16 protein-coding genes are annotated in these 18,805 nt (G+C 63.3%); 10 read left to right on the top strand and 6 right to left on the bottom strand.

The window, feature by feature from the left end; all coding sequences use genetic code 11:
- The first annotated feature begins 68 nt into the window (after positions 1 to 68).
- From lpxD to lpxB, 5 genes are read left to right on the top strand one after another with little or no spacing between them, the layout of a single operon-like run.
- Complete coding sequence (lpxD, locus tag MAFF_RS03710; RefSeq protein WP_010909544.1) at positions 69 to 1,124, top strand: UDP-3-O-(3-hydroxymyristoyl)glucosamine N-acyltransferase; 1,056 nt, start codon at positions 69 to 71, stop codon at positions 1,122 to 1,124.
- Positions 1,117 to 1,584: a 3-hydroxyacyl-ACP dehydratase FabZ gene (gene fabZ / locus MAFF_RS03705; protein ID WP_032930326.1), complete on the top strand. Its 468-nt coding sequence runs from the start codon at positions 1,117 to 1,119 to the stop codon at positions 1,582 to 1,584. Before lpxD ends, fabZ begins: the two co-directional genes overlap by 8 nt.
- A gap of 13 nt (positions 1,585 to 1,597) precedes the next feature.
- Positions 1,598 to 2,431, top strand: a complete 834-nt coding sequence (gene lpxA / locus MAFF_RS03700; protein WP_032930325.1) for an acyl-ACP--UDP-N-acetylglucosamine O-acyltransferase — start codon at positions 1,598 to 1,600, stop codon at positions 2,429 to 2,431.
- Positions 2,403 to 3,317: an LpxI family protein gene (locus MAFF_RS03695; RefSeq protein ID WP_010909541.1), complete on the top strand. Its 915-nt coding sequence runs from the start codon at positions 2,403 to 2,405 to the stop codon at positions 3,315 to 3,317. Before lpxA ends, MAFF_RS03695 begins: the two co-directional genes overlap by 29 nt.
- Positions 3,310 to 4,482, top strand: coding sequence for a lipid-A-disaccharide synthase (gene lpxB / locus MAFF_RS03690; RefSeq protein ID WP_010909540.1), 1,173 nt, complete (start codon positions 3,310 to 3,312; stop codon positions 4,480 to 4,482). Before MAFF_RS03695 ends, lpxB begins: the two co-directional genes overlap by 8 nt.
- A gap of 33 nt (positions 4,483 to 4,515) precedes the next feature.
- Here lpxB and gltA read toward each other — a convergent pair whose 3' ends face one another.
- Positions 4,516 to 5,844, bottom strand: coding sequence for a citrate synthase (gene gltA / locus MAFF_RS03685; protein ID WP_019858188.1), 1,329 nt, complete (start codon positions 5,842 to 5,844; stop codon positions 4,516 to 4,518).
- A gap of 183 nt (positions 5,845 to 6,027) precedes the next feature.
- On the bottom strand, positions 6,028 to 7,452 hold the full coding sequence (gene gltX / locus MAFF_RS03680; RefSeq protein ID WP_010909538.1) for a glutamate--tRNA ligase: 1,425 nt from the start codon (positions 7,450 to 7,452) through the stop codon (positions 6,028 to 6,030).
- A 102-nt stretch (positions 7,453 to 7,554) separates the two neighbouring features.
- Between gltX and MAFF_RS03675 the strand changes: the two genes are divergently transcribed.
- Entirely contained in the window at positions 7,555 to 10,008 is a 2,454-nt protein-coding gene (locus MAFF_RS03675; RefSeq protein ID WP_044547663.1) for a ComEC/Rec2 family competence protein, read from the top strand.
- Here the strand turns inward: MAFF_RS03675 and lexA are convergent.
- Entirely contained in the window at positions 10,002 to 10,739 is a 738-nt protein-coding gene (lexA, locus tag MAFF_RS03670) for a transcriptional repressor LexA (RefSeq protein ID WP_010909536.1), read from the bottom strand. The genes MAFF_RS03675 and lexA overlap by 7 nt on opposite strands.
- Before the next feature lie 376 nt (positions 10,740 to 11,115).
- Positions 11,116 to 11,889, bottom strand: a complete 774-nt coding sequence (locus MAFF_RS03665; RefSeq protein WP_044550478.1) for a GntR family transcriptional regulator — start codon at positions 11,887 to 11,889, stop codon at positions 11,116 to 11,118.
- A 153-nt stretch (positions 11,890 to 12,042) separates the two neighbouring features.
- On the opposite strand from MAFF_RS03665, the gene MAFF_RS03660 reads away from it, so the two are divergent.
- The 4 genes from MAFF_RS03660 to kynU are packed head-to-tail and all read left to right on the top strand — an operon-like array spanning position 12,043 to position 16,079.
- Positions 12,043 to 13,029: an ABC transporter substrate-binding protein gene (locus MAFF_RS03660; protein WP_044550475.1), complete on the top strand. Its 987-nt coding sequence runs from the start codon at positions 12,043 to 12,045 to the stop codon at positions 13,027 to 13,029.
- 59 nt (positions 13,030 to 13,088) lie between these two features.
- Positions 13,089 to 13,868 (top strand): ABC transporter ATP-binding protein, encoded by a 780-nt coding sequence (locus MAFF_RS03655; protein ID WP_010909533.1) that lies wholly within the window; start codon positions 13,089 to 13,091, stop codon positions 13,866 to 13,868.
- Positions 13,869 to 13,873: 5 nt separating this feature from the next.
- On the top strand, positions 13,874 to 14,797 hold the full coding sequence (locus tag MAFF_RS03650) for an ABC transporter permease (protein WP_010909532.1): 924 nt from the start codon (positions 13,874 to 13,876) through the stop codon (positions 14,795 to 14,797).
- Positions 14,798 to 14,831: 34 nt separating this feature from the next.
- Entirely contained in the window at positions 14,832 to 16,079 is a 1,248-nt protein-coding gene (kynU, locus tag MAFF_RS03645; protein ID WP_010909531.1) for a kynureninase, read from the top strand.
- Between the two features lie 4 nt (positions 16,080 to 16,083).
- On the opposite strand, the gene kynA is transcribed toward kynU, so the two are convergent.
- Together kynA and MAFF_RS03635 are read right to left on the bottom strand one after the other, a co-directional pair.
- Positions 16,084 to 16,920 (bottom strand): tryptophan 2,3-dioxygenase, encoded by an 837-nt coding sequence (gene kynA, locus MAFF_RS03640; RefSeq protein ID WP_032930320.1) that lies wholly within the window; start codon positions 16,918 to 16,920, stop codon positions 16,084 to 16,086.
- Complete coding sequence (locus MAFF_RS03635) at positions 16,917 to 18,542, bottom strand: AMP-binding protein (RefSeq protein ID WP_010909529.1); 1,626 nt, start codon at positions 18,540 to 18,542, stop codon at positions 16,917 to 16,919. Before MAFF_RS03635 ends, kynA begins: the two co-directional genes overlap by 4 nt.
- Between the last annotated feature and the right edge of the window lie 263 nt (positions 18,543 to 18,805).

Genomic DNA, 18,805 nt, shown 5'->3' with positions numbered 1-18,805 from the left:
CCAACGATGCTCCCGGATTTTTTGGATCCGGGAGAAATGTTTCGACCTAGCTGGATATAGCTTCTGGAATGACCGATCCGGTGTTCTTCGCGCCATCACGCCGGTATACGGCGGCCGAAGTCGCGAATCTGACCGGCTCGGTGCTTGTCGATTCCGGCCAATCCGACGTTTCGATCGAGGCGCTGGCGCCGGCCAGCGAAGGCGGCGCCAATGCGCTCGTCTTCGTCGACGGCAGGCGTAATTCCGCGCTGATGCCGTCGCTGCGCGCGGCAGCGGTCCTGTGTCCGGCGGAATTCGCCAACAAGGCGCCGTCGAGCGTCGCCGTTTTGATCCATCCGCGTCCGCAACAGGCATTCGCGCTGGTGGGCCGACTGCTGTTTCCGACAGCCGCCACGCCGGGGCCAATGACCAGTGAGACCGGTGTTTCAGCGCATGCCCATATCGATCCGACCGCGCATGTCGAAGCCGGCGCCATCATCGAGGCCGGTGTGGTCATCGGACCAGGCGTCTCGATCGGCAGCGGCACCGTCATCGCGCCAAACGCGGTCATTGGACAATCCTGCCAGATCGGCCGTGACGGCTATGTCGGCCCGGGCGCCAGCATCCAGTATGCGCTGATCGGCAATCGGGTCATCATCCATGGCGGCGCCAGGATCGGCCAGGACGGCTTCGGCTTCGTCGGCGGCGCCAAGGGCCCGGAACGCGTTCCCCAGATCGGACGGGTCGTCATCCAGGACGATGTCGAGATCGGCTCCAATTCCACCGTCGATCGCGGCGCCATGTCCGATACGATCATCGGCCAGGGCACCAAGATCGACAATCTCGTGCAGATCGCCCATAACGTCCGCATCGGTCGCAATTGTATCGTGGCGGGACTTTCGGGTATTTCCGGTTCCGTGGTCGTGGGTGACAACGTTACGATGGGCGGCGGTGTCGGGCTTGCCGATCACCTGACCATCGGGTCCGGTGCCAAGCTTGCCGCCAGAAGTGGATTTATGAGCAATGTCCCGGCCGGCGAGATCTGGGGCGGTTATCCGGCACAGCCGATGGCGGAAGCCATGCGGGAGATAGCCATGTTGCGCACGATGGCAAGGGCACGCAAGCAGGGCAAGGACAATGGCTGATATGGTGGCGGCGACGACGCTGGAAGCGGTCGACATAATGGGGCTGATGAAGCTCCTGCCACACCGCTATCCCTTCCTGATGATCGACCGCATCATCGACATCGATGGTGACGATTCCGCCATCGGCATCAAGAACGTCACCATCAACGAGCCGCATTTTCAGGGGCATTTCCCGGAGCAGCCGGTGATGCCGGGCGTGCTGATCGTCGAAGCCATGGCGCAGACGGCAGGCGCCATCTGCATCCGCAGCCTCGGGGCGTCGAAGCCGTCGCTGGTCTATTTCCTGACCATCGACAACGCCAAATTCCGCAAACCGGTCGTTCCCGGCGACCAGTTGAAGATTCACGTCAAAAAAATCAAGAAGCGCGGCAACCTGCTCAAATTCGCCTGTGAAGCCCTGGTCGATGGCACCAAGGCGGCCGAGGCCGAGATTTCAGCCATGATGGTCACCGGCGACTGACGATCGAGTGCTTATGAAAATCAAGACTTCAATCCATCCTTCCTCCGTCGTGGAAGAAGGCGCCCAAATCGGTGAGGGTGTACGCATTGGGCCGTTCTGCCATATCAGCGCCGATGCCGTGATCGGCGATGGCGTCGAACTGGTCAGCCATGTCTCGGTCATGGGTGCGACAACCATCGGCGCCTCGACCAAGGTCTATCCGATGGCGACATTGGGTGCGCCGCCGCAGAACACCAAACACAAGGGCGGCCGCACGACGCTGGTCATTGGCGCGAATTGCACCATCCGCGAAGGCGTCACCATGCATGTCGGCACCGACACCAGCCGCGGCGAAACGACGGTGGGCGACAATGGCAATTTCCTTGCCTACGCCCACATCGCCCATGATTGCGTGGTCGGCAAGAACGCCACCTTCGCCAATGGCGCGACGCTGGGCGGCCACTGCGAGATCGGCGACAACGTCTACATAGGCGGCCTCAGTGCCGTTCATCAATTCGTGCGCGTCGGCGACAACGCCTTTCTTGGCGGGTGCTCGGCTTTCGTTGGTGACGTCATTCCCTATGCCATTGCCGTCGGCAACCGCGCCAGCTTGCGCGGTTTGAACATCATCGGCCTCAAGCGCGCCGGTCTGCCGCGTTCCGAAATCTATCTGTTGCGCAAAGCCTATAGGACGATCTTCGACCGCTCCCGCACCGTTGGCGAGAACATCGAATTCGCCAAGGCCGAGTTTGCCTCTTCGCCGACCGCCATGAAGATCATCGACTTCATCAGCAGTCGCGGCAAGCGGCACTATGCGGTGCCGTCGCTCAAGGGTGGCGATGGCGACGATACCGACGATGAAGACTGAGACGGCTTCTGCCGGTCTTGATCTCCCGCCAGATGCCAGGGTCGGCATCATCGCCGGCGGCGGCAGTCTTCCGGTCGAAGTCGCGGCCGGCTCGGCCGGGCAGGGTTATCCGCCCTTCATCGTCCTCATGGAAGGCGAAGCCGACCGTCTGACGGAATTGTGCCAGTACGAACATGAGACGCTTGCCCTGGAGGCGATCGGCTCGCTTGTTCCTTTGCTCAAACGCCACCGGATTACCCATCTGGTGCTTGCTGGCGAGATCAAGCGCCGGCCAAGGCTGACGCATCTGCGCCCAAGCCTCAGCCTGCTGGCGGTGATACCGATTGTCGTCATGGCGCTGGCGCGTGGCGACGATGGCCTGTTGAAGGTGGTGGCGCGCGGTCTCGAGGCCCGAGGGATAAAGATCATGGGCGCCCACGAAATCGTGCCGAACCTGGTCGCCGCCGAAGGGGTCTTGACCAAAGCGGTGCCACAGAAATCGGATTGGCGCGACATCGAGGCAGGCTTTGCCGCAGCGAAGGCCATCGGGGCGCTCGATATCGGCCAGGCGGCGATCGCGGTCGGCGGCCGGGCCATTGCGCTCGAGGGCATCGAGGGTACGGCCGGATTGCTCGACCGCGCCAAACTGCTGCGTGGCCATGGCCGCATCGCCGGCAAGACCCGCGGTGTCCTGGTCAAATGCGCCAAGCCCGGTCAGGAGCTGCGCGCGGATCTTCCTTCGATGGGACCGCAGACGGTCGAAGCAGCCCACGCGGCCGGGCTTGCCGGCATTGCCGTCGAGGCGGGGCGCTCACTGATCCTCGAAGGCCCCGCAACCCTCTCACGGGCCAATGAACTTGGTCTGTTCATCGTCGGCCTGGCCGCGGCGGAGCCTGCATATGGCTGACAGGGTGTTGAAGATCGCGATCGTCGCCGGCGAGGAATCGGGTGATCTGCTGGGCGCCGACATTGTGCGTTCGCTCCGCCAGATCACCGGCCGCGAGGTGCGGCTCGTCGGCCTCGGCGGTCGCCATCTCGGGGAATTGGGCCTGGTGTCGCCCTTTGATGCCGGCGAGATCGCGCTGATGGGTTTCAGTGCAGTCCTGCGCGATCTGCCGCGCCTCATCAGGCGGATCGGCCAGCTGGCCAAAACCATCGCCGAGGAAAAGCCGGATTGCCTGGTCACCATCGACAGTCCGGACTTTTCCTTGCGCGTTGCCAGGAAGGTGCGGGCGGCCAATCCGTCGATACCGATCATCCACTATGTCTGCCCGAGCGTCTGGGCCTGGCGGCCGGGCAGGGCGGTGGCGATGAAGCCCTATGTCGACCATATCCTCTGCATCCTGCCGTTCGAGGTGAAGGAGCTCGATAGGCTGGGCGGCCCGCCCGGCACTTATGTCGGGCATCGCCTGACGCATGATGTGGGCGTGCTTGCCGCCCAGAAGGCGCAGGCCTTGCCGCGCGATCTTGCCCAGGACCGGATCAAGACATTGCTCGTCCTGCCAGGCTCGCGGCGCGGCGAGGTGCGGCGGTTGATCGAACCGTTCGGCGAAACCGTATCGATGCTGCGCGCGCGCGGACATCGTCTGCGGCTGCAGCTGCCGACGGTTCCGCATGTCGCCGATCTCGTCAAATCCTCGGTCAACCGTTGGGACGAAAAACCCGAAATCATCGTTGATCCGCAACGCAAATGGCAGGCTTTCGGCAAGGCCGATGCCGCGCTGATCGCATCGGGGACCGTGTCGCTGGAACTGGCTTTGGCTGGTGTGCCGATGGTGTCGTCCTACAGGCTCGATCCGATCGCCCGTGCCGTTGCGCCGTATCTTGTTTCGGTTTGGTCGGCGCTGCTGCCCAATCTCATCTCCGATCGCGCCCTTATCCCGGAGTTCTACAACGAGTACGTCAAGGCGAACAATCTGGCTCGCCAACTGGAAGCGTTGTTCGCCGACAGCGGCATGCGCGCCTGGCAGAAAGACGGCTTTGCCGAGATCGCCAGGCGCATGGCGACGGACAAGCCGTCGGGCGAGATCGCGGCGGGCGTGGTGCTGCGCCATATAAAAAAGGCGCCCTGAGAGGCGCCTTTTTTATGATCAAGACAGCTTCGGTCAGCGCTTGGCGATCGGCACGTAGTCGCGCTCCGGCGCACCCGTGTAGAGCTGGCGCGGGCGGCCAATCTTCTGGCGCGGGTCCTCGATCATCTCTTTCCACTGCGCGATCCAGCCGACGGTGCGGGCGACCGCGAACAGAACGGTGAACATGGTGGTGGGGAAGCCCAGCGCCTTCAGCGTGATGCCGGAATAGAAGTCGACATTCGGATACAGCTTCTTCTCGATGAAATAGGGATCGGTCAGCGCGATCTTTTCCAGTTCCATGGCGATGTCGAGCAGCGGATCGTCCTTGATGCCGAGTTCGCCCAGAACCTCGTGCGCCGTCTTCTGCATGATTTTCGCACGAGGATCGTAGTTCTTGTAGACGCGGTGGCCAAAGCCCATCAGCCGGAACGGGTCGTTCTTGTCCTTGGCGCGGGCGATGAACTCCGGGATGTGATCGACATGGCCGATCTCGCCCAGCATGTTGAGCGCCGCTTCATTGGCACCGCCATGGGCCGGGCCCCACAAGCAAGCGATGCCGGCGGCGATGCAGGCGAACGGGTTGGCGCCCGACGAGCCGGCGAGGCGAACCGTCGAGGTCGAGGCGTTCTGCTCGTGATCTGCGTGCAGGATGAAGATGCGCTCCATGGCGCGCGCCAGCACCGGGTTGATCTTGTACTCTTCGCACGGCACGGCAAAGCACATATGCAGGAAGTTTGCCGCGAAGCCGAGATCGTTCTTTGGGTAAATGAAGGGCTGGCCGATGTGGTACTTGTAGGCCATGGCCGCGATCGTCGGCATCTTGGCGATCAGACGCATCGAGGCGACCATGCGCTGGTAGGGGTCCGAGATGTCGGTGGAGTCGTGATAGAAGGCCGACAGCGCGCCCACCACGCCGCACATCACCGCCATCGGGTGCGCGTCGCGGCGGAAACCGGTGAAGAAGCGCGACATCTGCTCGTGCACCATGGTGTGGCGCGTCACGCGGTAATCGAAATCGTCCTTCTGCGCCTTGGTCGGCAATTCGCCGTAGAGCAGGAGGTAGCAGACTTCGAGGAAGTCGCCGTGTTCGGCCAACTGGTCGATCGGATAGCCGCGGTGGAGGAGAATACCGGCGTCGCCGTCGATGAAGGTGATTTCGGACTCGCAGCTTGCCGTCGAAGTGAAGCCGGGGTCGTAGGTGAAGGCGCCGGTCGTGCTGTAGAGCGAGGCGATGTCGATGACGTCGGGTCCGACGGAGCCGCTTCGCACCTTGAATTCATGGGTCTTGCCAGCGAATTGAAGCGTTGCCGTAGCCTCTTGGTTCGCGCCGCCCACATCCAGTTTTTTCGCAGCTTCGGTCATTGCAAACTCCTTGTTGTTTCCTCATGCCGGCAAAGGCAAATTCTGCAAAGCGACACGTCGAAATCACCGCAATGCGCGTATTCGCCACCGCATTATAGGAGGTGCGTGCCAGATTGGGCCAAGGCCTAATGTTGCACTGCGAAACGCGCCTTTCAATGCCAATCTTCTTGGGCCAGTTTGCTCCTAATCGATTTGATCCGCTATGCGCGCCAGGCTTTCCTCGCGCCCAAGCACGGCAAGCACGTCGAACACGCCGGGCGAGGTGCTTTTGCCGGTCAGCGCGGCCCGCAACGGTTGGGCCACGGCGCCAAGCTTGTGGCCACCGGCCAGCGCATAGTCGCGGACCGCGGCTTCCGCCGCGGCCGCCGTCCAGTCGCCGGAAAGCGCGTTCAAAGCTTCGTGAGCGCCGCGCAGGATCTTGCGGGCACCGTCATTGAGCAGGAGGGCCGCCTTCTCGTCGACCGGCAGCGGGCGCGTGGCGAACAGGAAGGCGGCGCCATCGACGAGCTCGACCAGCGTCTTGGCGCGCTCCTTCAGACCCGGAAGGGCCGCCAGCAACTGCGCCTTGTTGTGTTCGTTGAGGCGCGCGGCCATCGCCGGGCCGCCCTCGAGATAGGGCAAAGTGGCGATGAAGATGTCCAACAGCTGCGCGTCGGCCATGCGGCGCATATGTGCGCCGTTGATCGCCTCCAGCTTGGCGAAGTCGAAGCGGGCAGCGCCCTTGTTGACGTCGCCGATATCGAACCAGGAGATCATGTCCTTGATCGACATGATCTCGTCATCGCCGTGGCTCCAGCCCAGGCGCGCGAGATAGTTGAGCAATGCCTCCGGCAGGTAGCCCATGGCTCGATAGGCTTCGACGCCGAGCGCGCCGTGGCGCTTCGACAGCTTGGCGCCGTCTGCGCCATGGATCAGCGGGATGTGCGACATGGACGGCACGTCCCAGCCCATGGCGTTGTAGATCACGGTCTGGCGGGCGGCATTGGTCAGGTGGTCGTCGCCGCGGATGATATGCGTGACACCCATGTCGTGGTCGTCGACGACGACGGCATGCATGTAGGTCGGGTTGCCGTCCGAACGCAGGATGATGAAGTCGTCGAGATCCTTGTTGGGGAAGCGCACTTCGCCCTGCACACGATCGTGGACGATCGTCTCGCCCTCAGTCGGCGCCTTGATGCGGATGGCGCCCTTGACGCCTGCAGGCGCCTCTGAGGGGGTGCGGTCGCGCCACTGGCCGTTGTAGCGCGGCGGCAGGCCCTTGGCCCGTGCTGCCTCGCGCATCGCCTCCAGCTCGGCCGGCGTTTCGTAGCTGTAATAGGCCTTGCCCATGCGAACGAGTTCTTCCGCGACCTCGCGGTGGCGTGGCGCGCGCTCAAATTGCGAGACCGCGTCGCCGTCCCAGCCAAGACCAAGCCAGGAGAGGCCGTCGAGGATGGCGGCCGTGGCGGCGGCGGTCGAACGCTCGCGGTCGGTGTCCTCGATGCGCAGCAGCATGGTGCCGCCGGTGTGCTTGGCATAGAGCCAGTTGAACAGCGCCGTGCGCGCGCCGCCGATATGCAGATAGCCGGTGGGCGAGGGGGCAAAACGGGTGACGACCTTGTCGGACATGAAACTCTCGGAAACCATCTGAAGCGGGGTGCGGCTGCGCGGACTTTCGCGCGTCGCGCGTTCATGTAGCATAGGGCGTCAGGGGTGCAAGGGGCAGACCCGATGGCTGGACGAGGCCGGGGCTCGGAACAGGGCGAGGACGCTGGTGTTGGCGTCAGCGAACGGTCCCTGTTTGCGATTGCGCCGCCAGTCTCTCTGCCGCCATCGCCTCTGGTGCCGGGCTCCGGCAGCCAGCCGCAGCAGGCGGATATCCCGACGAAACTTCCGTCGCCTGCCTCGGGCCGGATTGTGCGCGTGCGGCGGCAACTCGGCCGGGTTTCCTGGCCCCGCCTGCGCTACAATGCGGCGACCGCGGCGGAGCTCGAGCTTGACCGGGGCATCGCCTTCCTGCTGGTTCCGGTTTGTCTGGCCGCTGGAGCGATCGGCTACTATTCGCTCGCGGTCGAGCCTGATTTTGCAAAGCCTGTCGCGGTCGTCGTGCTGATGGTGGTCTGTGCACTTGTTTCGCGCTCCTGGCAGAAAACCCATCTGGGCTTCATGGCGGCATTGTTGTGTGCGCTGGGCCTGCTTGCCGCCAAGGTCGAGACATGGCGGGCGGGCACCCAGATGCTGGGTTCGGAAATCTCGACGCAAGTGACCGGCCGCGTCGTCTCGCTCGACCGGATGGAGACCGGCCGCATCCGGCTGACCATCGACGTGACGTCGACCGCGCGGCCGAAACTGCGCTATGCGCCGGAAAGGGTCCGGCTTTCGGCGCGAGACATCCCGGCGGACATGACCGCCGGCTCCCTGGTCACCGGCTACGCCAAACTGTTGCCGCCAACCGGTCCGGTGCGGCCGGACAGCTACGATTTCTCCTTCGACAGCTATTTCGCCGGCATTGGCGGCAGCGGCTTCTTTCTCGGCAATCCAAAGCTTGTTTCCGCCACCGACGACGAGGTGCCGCTCACGGCCCGCCTTTTCTCAGGGATAGAAAATGCCCGTGAAGCCATTGCCGACCACATCCGGGCCACGGTCGGCGGTGCTGAAGGCGAGATCGCGGCGGCGCTGATCGTCGGCGTGCGGGCCGGCATTCCCGATGAAATCAACGAGGCGATGCGGCGCACCGGCATCTACCACATCATCTCCATTTCCGGACTGCATATGGCGCTGGTCGCCGGCACCATCATGGGTTTGCTGCGCGGCGCCTTCGCGCTGTTTCCGGATTTTTCGGCGCGTCGGCCGGTGAAGAAATACGCGGCCGCCGCGGCCCTTTTCTCGATCGCCGCCTATCTCGTCATTTCCGGCGTCGTCGTCGCCGCCGAGCGCAGCTTCATCATGCTGGCGGTGATGCTGATTGCCGTCCTGTTCGATCGCGCGGCGCTGACCATGCGCAATCTGGCGACCTCAGCGATCGCGGTCATCGTGGTCTCGCCACATGAGGTCGTCGGCCCGAGCTTCCAGATGTCCTTCGCCGCGACCGCGGCGCTGGTCGGTGCCTATGCCGGCTGGGCGGATCACCATGCGGGAAAGGCAAGACCGCCACCGCCAAAGCGATCCCTGCCGGGTTTTCTCACGCGAAAATTCCTGCTGGCGACGGGCGGGTTGGCAATGACCTCCATCATTGCCGGCTGCGCCACGGCGCTGTTTGCCATCTGGCATTTCCAGCGTGTGTCGCCGCTCAGCCTGTTCGCCAATCTGGCCGTCATGCCGATCGTGTCAGTCGTGATGTTCCTGGCCGTTGCAAGCGCGTTACTGATGCCATTCGGATTGGATGCGCCGACCCTTTACCTGATGGGCAAGGGCCTGACCGCGATGATCGCCATATCGGCGTGGATATCGGAACGCTCACCGGTCGATGCGGTCGGGCTGATTTCGCTGCAATCCGTGCTGCTGGTGACCATAGCCCTGGTCATCGCGACGATGGCGACGACATGGCTACGGCTCGCGGCAGTGCCATTCGCGCTTGCCGGCTTGTTGACGGTGTCGGATACGCGCACCCCGGATGTGCTGATCTCGGAAGATGCGCGGCTGGTCGCGCTGCCGATCGGCGGTGGCGAACTCGCGGTCAGCCGGGCTCGCCCGAACGAGTTCACCGTCGACAATTGGAAACGCGCGCTGGTGTCCGAAACCATCGTCGTGCCGGAGATGTTCGACAAGGCGGATGGGCAATTCGACATTGCCGATGCCGTCAATCTGCCGCCGGGAGCACCGTTCTACTGCACGGATGGCGTCTGTCTTGCCCGGCACCCGTCCGGTGCGATCATCGCGCATGTCGAAGACCGCAAGGACACCTGGAAGGCCTGCGGTTTCGCCGATTTGATCGTCGTCAATGACGCGACGGGCTATGACGCCTGTCACAATCCGCTAGTTCTCGTCGTCACCAAACGCCAACTTGCCCGCAAGGGCAGTGCCGCCGTCTTCTTCGACCGCCAATCGGCGACCGGTCCGCTAACCGTCAGCTTCGCGGTGGACGGGCCGTATCGGCCTTGGCACGAGCAGCGAAAATTTTCGCGTGAGGCGAGGGGGCTGCCGCCCTATCAAAAAGCCGAAAAGCCGGCCGCTCCTGCTCAGTAGCGCCGGATCAGCCCGACCAGCTTGCCTTGCACCTTGACCCTGTCCGGTCCGAAAATGCGCGTCTCGTAGGCCGGGTTGGCGGCTTCAAGGGCGATCGAGGCGCCCTTGCGGCGGAACCGTTTCAGGGTTGCTTCCTCCTCGTCGACCAAAGCCACGACGATCTCGCCCGGGCTCGCCGTGTCGGCGTTGCGGATGATGACCGTGTCGCCGTCGAAGATACCGGCGTCGATCATCGAGTCGCCCTTCACCTCAAGGGCATAATGCTCGCCACCCATGATCATGTCCGGCGGTACCGAGATCGAATGTGTCTGATGCTGGATGGCATCGATCGGCACACCAGCGGCGATGCGACCCATCACCGGGATCGACACGGCGGAAACCGCGTCGTCATCATTGCCGGCCGCGGGCAAGCGCGACGGCGCCGGCTTGATCTGGCGGCCAAGACCACCCTGGCCGAGGCTGCCCTGGATGACGCTTGGCGAGAATTTCTTTGCCGCGTTAAGGCCGGGCGCGATTGAATCCGGCAGCCGCAGCACTTCCAGCGCCCGCGCCCGGTTGGGCAGCCGGCGAATGAAGCCGCGTTCCTCAAGTGCCGTGATCAGGCGATGAATGCCTGACTTGGAGGCGAGATCAAGCGCTTCCTTCATCTCGTCGAAAGACGGCGGAATGCCGCTTTCCTTGAGCCGTTCATGAATGAACATCAACAGTTCATGTTGCTTGCGTGTCAGCATGGCGGCCCCCAAGGCATTGGACGAAGGGTGTGAACCAGAATCGAAAAACAAACCCAGAACAAACACTATCTGTTCCAGTTGTGTTCTGCAACTGTTTAAAGTTTAATGAATTTGTTAAGGCGTCCGAAATTATTTGGCCCCGGCAGCGGGCAGCGATTGACCGCTTCCGCTGCGGGCGGCGCATTGAAATCATTTTGGTTAATGGCCTGTGGCCTACCCCTGGATGCGGTTTGGCATCAGGCCCTTAAGAGGCGTTCACGGGGTGGATTTGTACGGTGTATCGATCCATTTCCAGTGGAACGAAACGAAATCAAAACGCCAACGATCGCGGGTTCAGGGCCGGCACGGCCGCGTGGATCTGGACGCCGCGGCCGCGTCATCCGGAAACCGCTTTCAGACTGCCGGCGCGCGCGGTGTAGGGATTGGCGCAATTGTCTTCGCTGTGCACATAGACGTGCAGCGTGTAGCCGATATGCGCCGTCATCAGCGCCTTTGCCCGCTCGACGTCGCGATCGAGCGCCGCTTCCATGATCTCGGTGTGATGCTCGATGGCGATCGCCTCGCGCAAAGCGTCCATTGCCTCGCCATAGCCGTCCTTGAGGCCGGCCGCCGCTCGTAATGTGGGCGCCAGGCCGAGAAAACGGTGATGCCGCCGCAGCTGATCGGCGATCGTCGAGCGGAAGCGCAACAGCCAGTTCGACGTCGCCGCGCTCAGCAACGCCGCATGGAAGGCCTCGTGGCTCTCGTCCCATTTGTCGACGGCCGCATCGGAAGGGTCTTCGACCGCGGTCTTGCAGCGGGAGAGCCGGTAATGAGCGGTGACGACCGCGTCCTCCCATTCCCTGCCGCCGTTCGCGATCGATTCCAGGAACAGCGGCATTTCGACAACCATCCTTGCGCGCGCCAGGTCCTCGAGCTCGGCGCGCGACACGGGAGCGACGGCAAAGCCGCGATTGCTGATGGCGGTGACCAGGCGTTCGGCTTCAAGTCGGGACAAGGCTTCACGCAGCGGCGTCCAGCCGACGCCGTATGTGCCGCGCAGCGCGCTCAGCTTGAGCGGCGCGCCCGGCATGAGGCGGGTGGTCAGGATATCGCGCCGCAGCAGCTGATAGGCCGCCTCGGTCTTCGTGGAATTGTTCTGATCCTGCATCGCCATCCGTCCATCATCGGGCTCTGGAAAATTATATATGATGGGGAGATATGGCAAGAATTATATATAATGTTTGACACGTGGCGAGGGACTGACCATGATCGTCGCAGTTGCCGTCCTGTGAACGGCGCTGATCAAATCTGGGAGGAAATGATGTTGAAGTCGAAATCCGCTTGGCTGTCGGGATTGGCCCTGGCAGGTGCATTGATGGTCAGCGTCGGCAGCGCCGCGGCCGATCAGATACGCATCGGCATCGCCAATTTCGGCGAGCATCCGCAGCTCAACGCCGCCATAGCGGGCTTCAAGAAGGCTTTGACGGACAAAGGCTTTGTCGAGGGCAAGGACGTCGTCTACACCGAAAGCCACACCAATTTCGATGCATCTCTGGTGCCGCAGATGATCGCCAAGCTGCAGGCGGAGCAGCCCAAGCTGATCTATACCATCACCACGCCGGTCTCGCAGATCGCCAAGAAGGCGCTCGCCGGTTCCGGGATTCCGATCGTCTTTGCCGCGGTCACCGATCCGGTGGCGGCCAAGCTGGTGCCGTCGTGGGACGCCGGAGACGAAGGCATGACCGGCGCCAGCGATCTGCAGGATGTCGCCGCGGTGATGGCCTTCACCAAGAAACTGCTGCCGAACGCCAAGCGTTTTGGCGTGCCCTACAATCCGGGCGAGGCCAATGACGTTGCCCTGATCGAAAAGATCAAGGCGGCGGCACCCGCCGCCGGCTTTGAGGTCGTCGAAGTCGGCGTCGACAACGTCAATGACATCCAGCAGCGCATCGCTTCGCTCGCCGGCAAGGTCGACGTGATCTACGGTCCGGCCTCGAACCTGATCCAGCCGGCGATCGCCGCTGTCTCCGCCGCCGCCCGCCAGGCCGGTATCCCGGTCGTCAACTCCGATGACAGCGCGGTCCGCAACGACACCGTGCCGGCGAGCTTCGCGGTCAATTACACGCAGGTCGGCATGAACGCCGGCAACATCGCCGCCGAAATCCTCAAGGGCAAGGATCCCAAGACGATCGCGCCGTCGCGCCCGGCCTACAAGGATCACATGGCAACGATTTCCCGCAAGGCGATGGCCGCCTTCGGCATCGAGATACCGGCTTCGATGGCCGATTGCGGCTGCATCGTCGACTGATATCGGGCTGCACAGGGCGACGGCGTCGGCGCCGTCGCCCTTCAGGCCATGGAGGAACGATGCTCGATATCCGATCCGCGCGCAAAGTATTCTACAAGGGGCAGGCCGACGAGAAGGTCGCGCTGGACGGTCTCAGCCTGTCATTGGCCACTGGCGAGTTCGGCATCGTCATCGGCTCCAACGGTGCCGGCAAGAGCAGCATGCTCAATGCCATTTCCGGAGCCCTTGTCCTGGATACCGGCAAGATCCTGATCAACGGCGCCGATGTGACAGCCATGCCGGTGTACAAGCGCGCCACACGATTGGCGCGCGTCTTCCAGGATCCGATGCGTGGCACCGCCGCCAGCATGACCGTGGCGGAGAACATGCTGCTGGCCGATCTGCGCAGCCAAAAACGCACGCTGCGACAAGGGCTGAACGCCACGCGGCTCGCGTCCTACAAGGAGCGCCTGTCGATATTGGGTCTCGGCCTCGAAAATCGTCTCGACACCCGTGTCGACCTGCTCTCGGGCGGGCAGCGGCAGTCGCTGTCGCTGATCATGGCCGTCGGCGGATCGCCGGACCTGCTGCTGCTCGACGAGCATACCGCGGCACTTGACCCGCGCACGGCCGAGATCGTCATGCAGGCGACAGTGCGCGCCGTCAATGCGCTGAAGCTGACCACGCTGATGGTGACCCACAACATGCAGCACGCCGTCGACTATGGCAGCCGGGTGATCATGCTCGACGCAGGCCGGGTCCTGCTGGAAGTCACCGGCGAGGAGAAGGCCAGGGTCACGGTTATCGATCTGATCGGCCACTTTTCCATCAAGACCGACCGAATGTTGCTGGCGAGCTGATCATCATGGGCTTTATTCAGGACGTTCTCTCCAGCTTTGTCGCGATCATGCCGGTGACCCTGGCGCAAAGCCTGATCCTGGCCTTTGTCGTGCTCGGCATCATGATCCCGTTCCGAATGCTGAATTTTCCCGATCTCACCAGCGAAGGCGCCTTTCCGCTGGGCGGCTGCGCCTGCGGCGTGCTGCTGGCTGCCGGGGTATCGCCGCTGACCTGCATCGTCGTCGCGTTTGGGGCGGGCTTCGCGGCGGGTTGCTGCACCGCCTTCATCCATCTGCGCTTTCGCATCCACACGCTGCTGGCGGGCATCCTGATGATGACGATGCTTTACAGCATCAACCTGCGCATCATGGGCAAATCCAACCTCTCGGTTTTCGGCTCGCCCACCGTGTTCGACTGGGTGCCGTTCGCACGGCCGGGTTTTCCGGCCAGCAAGATCGTCGTCGCCGGCCTTCTCGCGCTCGTCGTCTTCGCGGCGCTCTACATGTTCTTTCGGACCGAGAAGGGGACTGCCGTGCGCGCCGTCGGCGCCAATCCCGACATGGCCGAGGCTCAGGGCATCAATGTCTGGGCGGCGACCATCGGTGGTGTCGGGCTGGCAAGCGCGTTTTCGGCCTCGAGCGGTGCGCTGATGGTGCAGTCGCAGGGATTTGCCGACGTCAATATGGGGCTGGGCATCCTTATCAACGGCCTGGCCGCGCTGATGATCGGCGAGGCGGTCGTTGGCAAGCAGACGGTCTGGCGCCAGCTGCTGGCGCCCTTTGCCGGCGCGATCATCTACTACCAGCTGGTGTCGTTCTGCCTCGCCGCCGGCATGCCGCCCCCCGACCTGAAGCTTGCCACGGGCCTGTTCGTGCTCGCCATGCTTGCTTTGCCGAGCCTCAAGCGCAGCCGGGGACCCACGCCGGCTCGCGAAGCCATCCGCGAATAATCAGGACGTAAACAACCAGGGAATGTCACAAATCATGCGTGCACCGCTCGATCTCGCAGCAGTCGAAGCCTTGGATGCGGCGGATCCGCTGCGTGCCATGCGCGACCGCTTCATTTTGCCGGAAGGCGTGATCTATCTCGACGGCAATTCGCTGGGTGCCGCGGCGCCTGCTGTCTTCAACGAGCTGCAAAAGGCGGCGACGCAGGAATGGGCGCAGGACCTCATCCGCGCCTGGAACACCGCCAGCTGGTTCGACATGCCGGTCGCGCTCGGCGACCAGCTCGGGCGTCTGATCGGCGCCGTTTCCGGCCAGACGGTGGTCTGCGACACGACCTCGATCAACATCTACAAGGTGTTGCATGCGGCACTCGGCATGCGGCCGAACCGCTCGGTCATCGTCGCCGAGGGCGACAGTTTCCCGACCGACCTCTACATGGCTGAAGGCGTGGCCTCGACCCGGCCGGGCACCGTGCTGCGGCTCGAGGGCGTCGATGCGCCCACCATTGAGGAACTGATCGACGAGCGCGTCGCCGTCATCCTGGTGAACCACGTCAACTACAAAACCGGACAATTGCGCGACATGGCCGCGCTGACGTGCAAGGCCCATCAGGTCGGTGCGCTGATCGTCTGGGATCTCTGCCATACGGCCGGCGCACTGCCGGTCGAGCTCGATGCGGCGAATGCCGATTTCGCCATCGGCTGCACCTACAAATATCTCAATGGCGGTCCGGGTGCGCCAGCCTTCATCTATGCCGCGAAACGCCATCACGAAGATGTCCATCAGCCACTGAGCGGCTGGTGGGGCCATGCGCGGCCTTTCGCTTTTGAACAAAGCTACACGGCCGGCAGCGGTATCCGCCGGTTCCTGTGCGGCACGCAGCCGGTGCTGTCGATGCGGGCGCTGAAAGGGGCGCTGGATATCTGGGACGATGTCGACATGGCGGCGGTGCGCAAGAAAAGCATTGGGCTCACCGACCTGTTCATCCAGCTGGTCGAAGCCAGATGCGGCGCCTACGGCCTCGAACTCGAAGGTCCGCGCGACGGCAATGCGCGCGGCAGCCAGGTCTCGTTCCTCCACCCGCATGGCTACCAGGTGATGCGCGCCTTGATCGAGCGCGGCGTGATCGGTGATTTCCGCGCGCCCTCGACCATCCGCTTCGGCTTTACGCCGCTCTATGTCGGCTACAAGGACGTCTGGCAAGCGGTCGAGGTGCTGGAGGACATTTTGCGTACCGGCGCCTGGCAGGAAGCGCGTTTTGCCGTGAAGACGGCGGTGACCTGAGACCTCAGAGCCGCGTGCGGACCGTCCACAGTTCGGGAAACAGCACGACCTCGAGCATCTTCTTCAGATAGGATGCGCCTGAGGTGCCGCCGGTGCCGCGCTTCAGGCCAATGATGCGCTCGACCGTCGTGACGTGATTGAAACGCCAGCGGCGGAAATAGTCTTCGAAATCCACCAGCTTCTCGGCCAGCTCATAGAACATCCAGTAGCGCTGCGGATCGCGGTAGACGGTCTGCCAGGCGACCAGGACTTCTTCGTTCTCGGTGCGCGTCTCGCGCCAGTCCGTGCGCCTGGCGTCGGCGCCGATGTCGAACCCGTTGCGCGCCAGAAGCAGCAACGCTTCATCATAGAGCGACGGCTCGGCCAGGATTGCCTCCAGCTTGCCGCTGAGGTCCGGCCGGTGTTTGTGGGGTCCGAGCATTGCCAGGTTGCGGTTGCCGGCCATGAACTCGATGGCGCGGTACTGCCAGGACTGGAAGCCAGAGGACTGGCCGAGCGCGTCGCGGAACTCGGTGTATTCGCTTGGAGTCATCGTGCGCAGCACGTCCCAGGCATTGTTGAGCTGCTCGAAAATCCGGGCGACGCGCGACAGCATCTTGAAGCTCGGCTCGAGCCGGTCAGCGCGAATGGAGCGGATGGCGGCGCCGATCTCATGCAGAGCGAGTTTCATCCAGAGCTCCGAGGTCTGGTGCTGGATGATGAACAGCATCTCGTCATGCGCCGACGACAGCGGCGTCTGTGCCTCCAGCACTTTTTCCAGGTGCAGATAGTCGCTGTAGGACATGCGCTCGTTGAACGACATCTGTGCGCCTTCGGACGCCGGATCGTAGGGCTCGCTCAATTGATTTTCTCCGTGCGCAGCCGGAAGCGCTGGATCTTGCCGGTCTGGGTCTTGGGCAGGGCGGCGATGAATTTGATCGAGCGCGGATATTTGTAGGGCGCGATCATTGCCTTGACGTGGTCCTGCAGGCGCTTGACGGTCAACGCATCGGGCGCCACGCCTTGCACCAGCACGACATGCGCCTCGACGATCTGGCCGCGTTCGCCATCCTCTGCGCCGATGACCGCGCATTCGGCGACATCGGGATGCGACAGCAGTGCCGCCTCGACCTCAGGCCCGGCAATGTTGTAGCCGGCGCTGACGATCATATCGTCGGAACGCGCGGCGAAATGGAAGAAACCGTCCTCGTCCTGGGTGAAAGTGTCGCCGGTCAGGTTCCAGCCGTCGCGCACATACTCCTTCTGCCTGTCGTCGGCCATGTAGCGGCAGCCGGTCGGGCCGCGCACCGCCAGCCGCCCGGTCTCGCCGCGCGGCACCTCGCGCATCGCGTCGTCGACGATGCGCGCTTCGTAGCCGCCCACAGGCTTGCCGGTCGACGCTGGCTTCCTGTCGTCAAAGCGGTTGGAGATGAAGATGTGCAGCATTTCGGTGGCGCCGATGCCGTCGAGGATCGGCTTGCCGGTCTTCTCGGTCCATTCCTCGAAAACCGGAGCCGGCAATGTCTCGCCGGCCGAAACGGCGACGCGCAGCGATGACAGGTCAGCGCCTTCATCCATGGCCTTCAGCATGGCGCGATAGGCGGTCGGCGCGGTGAAGGAGATGGTCGCTTTGTAGGTCTCGATGATGTGGATCATGTTGGGCGGCGTTGCTTGTTCCAGCAATGTTGCCGCTGCACCGAAGCGCAGGGGGAAGATGGCGAGGCCGCCAAGGCCGAAGGTGAAGGCGAGCGGCGGCGAGCCGACGAAGATGTCGTCCGGCGTGACCTGGAGGATTTCCCGGGCATAGGCATCGGCGATGATCAGGAGATCGCGGTGGAAGTGCATGGTCGCCTTCGGCACGCCCGTCGTGCCCGAGGTGAAGCCGAGCAAGGCGACGTCGTCGCGGCCGGTGTTGACGGCGGTGAAGGTGACCGGCTTGTCGAGCGCGGCGCGATCAAGCTCGGCATCATGGTTGGCGGTGCCGTCGAAGCCGATGACCTGCTTCAGGAAGGTGCTGTCCTTGGCGCAGGCGGTCATCTCGTCCATCAGCCTGGTGTCGCAGAGCGCGATGGTTATTTCCGCCTTGTCGACGATCTTGGTGAGCTCGCCGGTGCGCAGCATCGGCATGGTGTTGACGACCACCGCGCCGACTTTGGTGGCGGCAAGCCAGCAGGCGACCATTGCGGGGTTGTTGGCGGAGCGGATCAGCACCCGGTTGCCCGGCTTGACGTCGTAATTCTCGACCAGCGCGTGGGCCAGCCTGTTCGTCCAGTCGGACAGTTCCTTGTAGGTGCGGCGGCGGCCATTGCCGATCAAGGCCGTGTGGTCGCCAAGACCCTTCTCGACCAGCCTGTCGGTCAATTCGACGCCGACGTTGAGATGTTCAGGATAGTCGAAGCCATCGAGCAGGAAATCCGGCCATTGATCCGGCGGCGGCAGATGATCGCGCGTGAACGTGTCGATATGCGCTGAAGGCCCAAGCATGCCGCCGCCATCCCATTTGCTGCCTGGCCAGTGCGCGAAGCACCTGTCCGAGGTGGTGGATCTGAAGTTCCCGTCTTTTCGCGAGAGGCTTTGTGCGGCCAGGTACACCTGTTCGGCGACGCCACCGGAAGGGTAGACATCCGCCAGGTTTGGACAGCACAGCGGACCTCCCATTGTCGGCTGTTCTTCGGGTAGGATCGCACCAGTCGAAATTTGTTTCAAGCCTAAAATGTTTTTGTCTTGAAGCATTGACGCATGGCTTG

The organism is Mesorhizobium japonicum MAFF 303099 (assembly GCF_000009625.1).
Classification (GTDB): domain Bacteria; phylum Pseudomonadota; class Alphaproteobacteria; order Rhizobiales; family Rhizobiaceae; genus Mesorhizobium; species Mesorhizobium japonicum.
The sequence above is the reverse complement of the archived record's forward strand: the minus strand, read 5'-3'. Positions and strand labels throughout refer to the sequence as shown.

Bases quoted from the DNA above. Each gene is read 5' to 3' on its own strand.
- MAFF_RS03665 (WP_044550478.1), bottom strand. From the start codon at position 11,889: ATGCAGGATCAGAACAATTCCACGAAGACCGAGGCGGCCTATCAGCTG.
- gltA (WP_019858188.1), bottom strand. From the start codon at position 5,844: ATGACCGAAGCTGCGAAAAAACTGGATGTGGGCGGCGCGAACCAAGAG.
- lexA (WP_010909536.1), bottom strand. From the start codon at position 10,739: ATGCTGACACGCAAGCAACATGAACTGTTGATGTTCATTCATGAACGG.
- MAFF_RS03695 (WP_010909541.1), top strand. From the start codon at position 2,403: ATGGCGACGATACCGACGATGAAGACTGAGACGGCTTCTGCCGGTCTT.
- fabZ (WP_032930326.1), top strand. From the start codon at position 1,117: ATGGCTGATATGGTGGCGGCGACGACGCTGGAAGCGGTCGACATAATG.
- lpxD (WP_010909544.1), top strand. From the start codon at position 69: ATGACCGATCCGGTGTTCTTCGCGCCATCACGCCGGTATACGGCGGCC.
- kynU (WP_010909531.1), top strand. From the start codon at position 14,832: ATGCGTGCACCGCTCGATCTCGCAGCAGTCGAAGCCTTGGATGCGGCG.
- MAFF_RS03655 (WP_010909533.1), top strand. From the start codon at position 13,089: ATGCTCGATATCCGATCCGCGCGCAAAGTATTCTACAAGGGGCAGGCC.
- MAFF_RS03660 (WP_044550475.1), top strand. From the start codon at position 12,043: ATGTTGAAGTCGAAATCCGCTTGGCTGTCGGGATTGGCCCTGGCAGGT.
- gltX (WP_010909538.1), bottom strand. From the start codon at position 7,452: ATGTCCGACAAGGTCGTCACCCGTTTTGCCCCCTCGCCCACCGGCTAT.
- MAFF_RS03635 (WP_010909529.1), bottom strand. From the start codon at position 18,542: ATGCTTGGGCCTTCAGCGCATATCGACACGTTCACGCGCGATCATCTG.
- lpxB (WP_010909540.1), top strand. From the start codon at position 3,310: ATGGCTGACAGGGTGTTGAAGATCGCGATCGTCGCCGGCGAGGAATCG.
- lpxA (WP_032930325.1), top strand. From the start codon at position 1,598: ATGAAAATCAAGACTTCAATCCATCCTTCCTCCGTCGTGGAAGAAGGC.
- MAFF_RS03675 (WP_044547663.1), top strand. From the start codon at position 7,555: ATGGCTGGACGAGGCCGGGGCTCGGAACAGGGCGAGGACGCTGGTGTT.
- MAFF_RS03650 (WP_010909532.1), top strand. From the start codon at position 13,874: ATGGGCTTTATTCAGGACGTTCTCTCCAGCTTTGTCGCGATCATGCCG.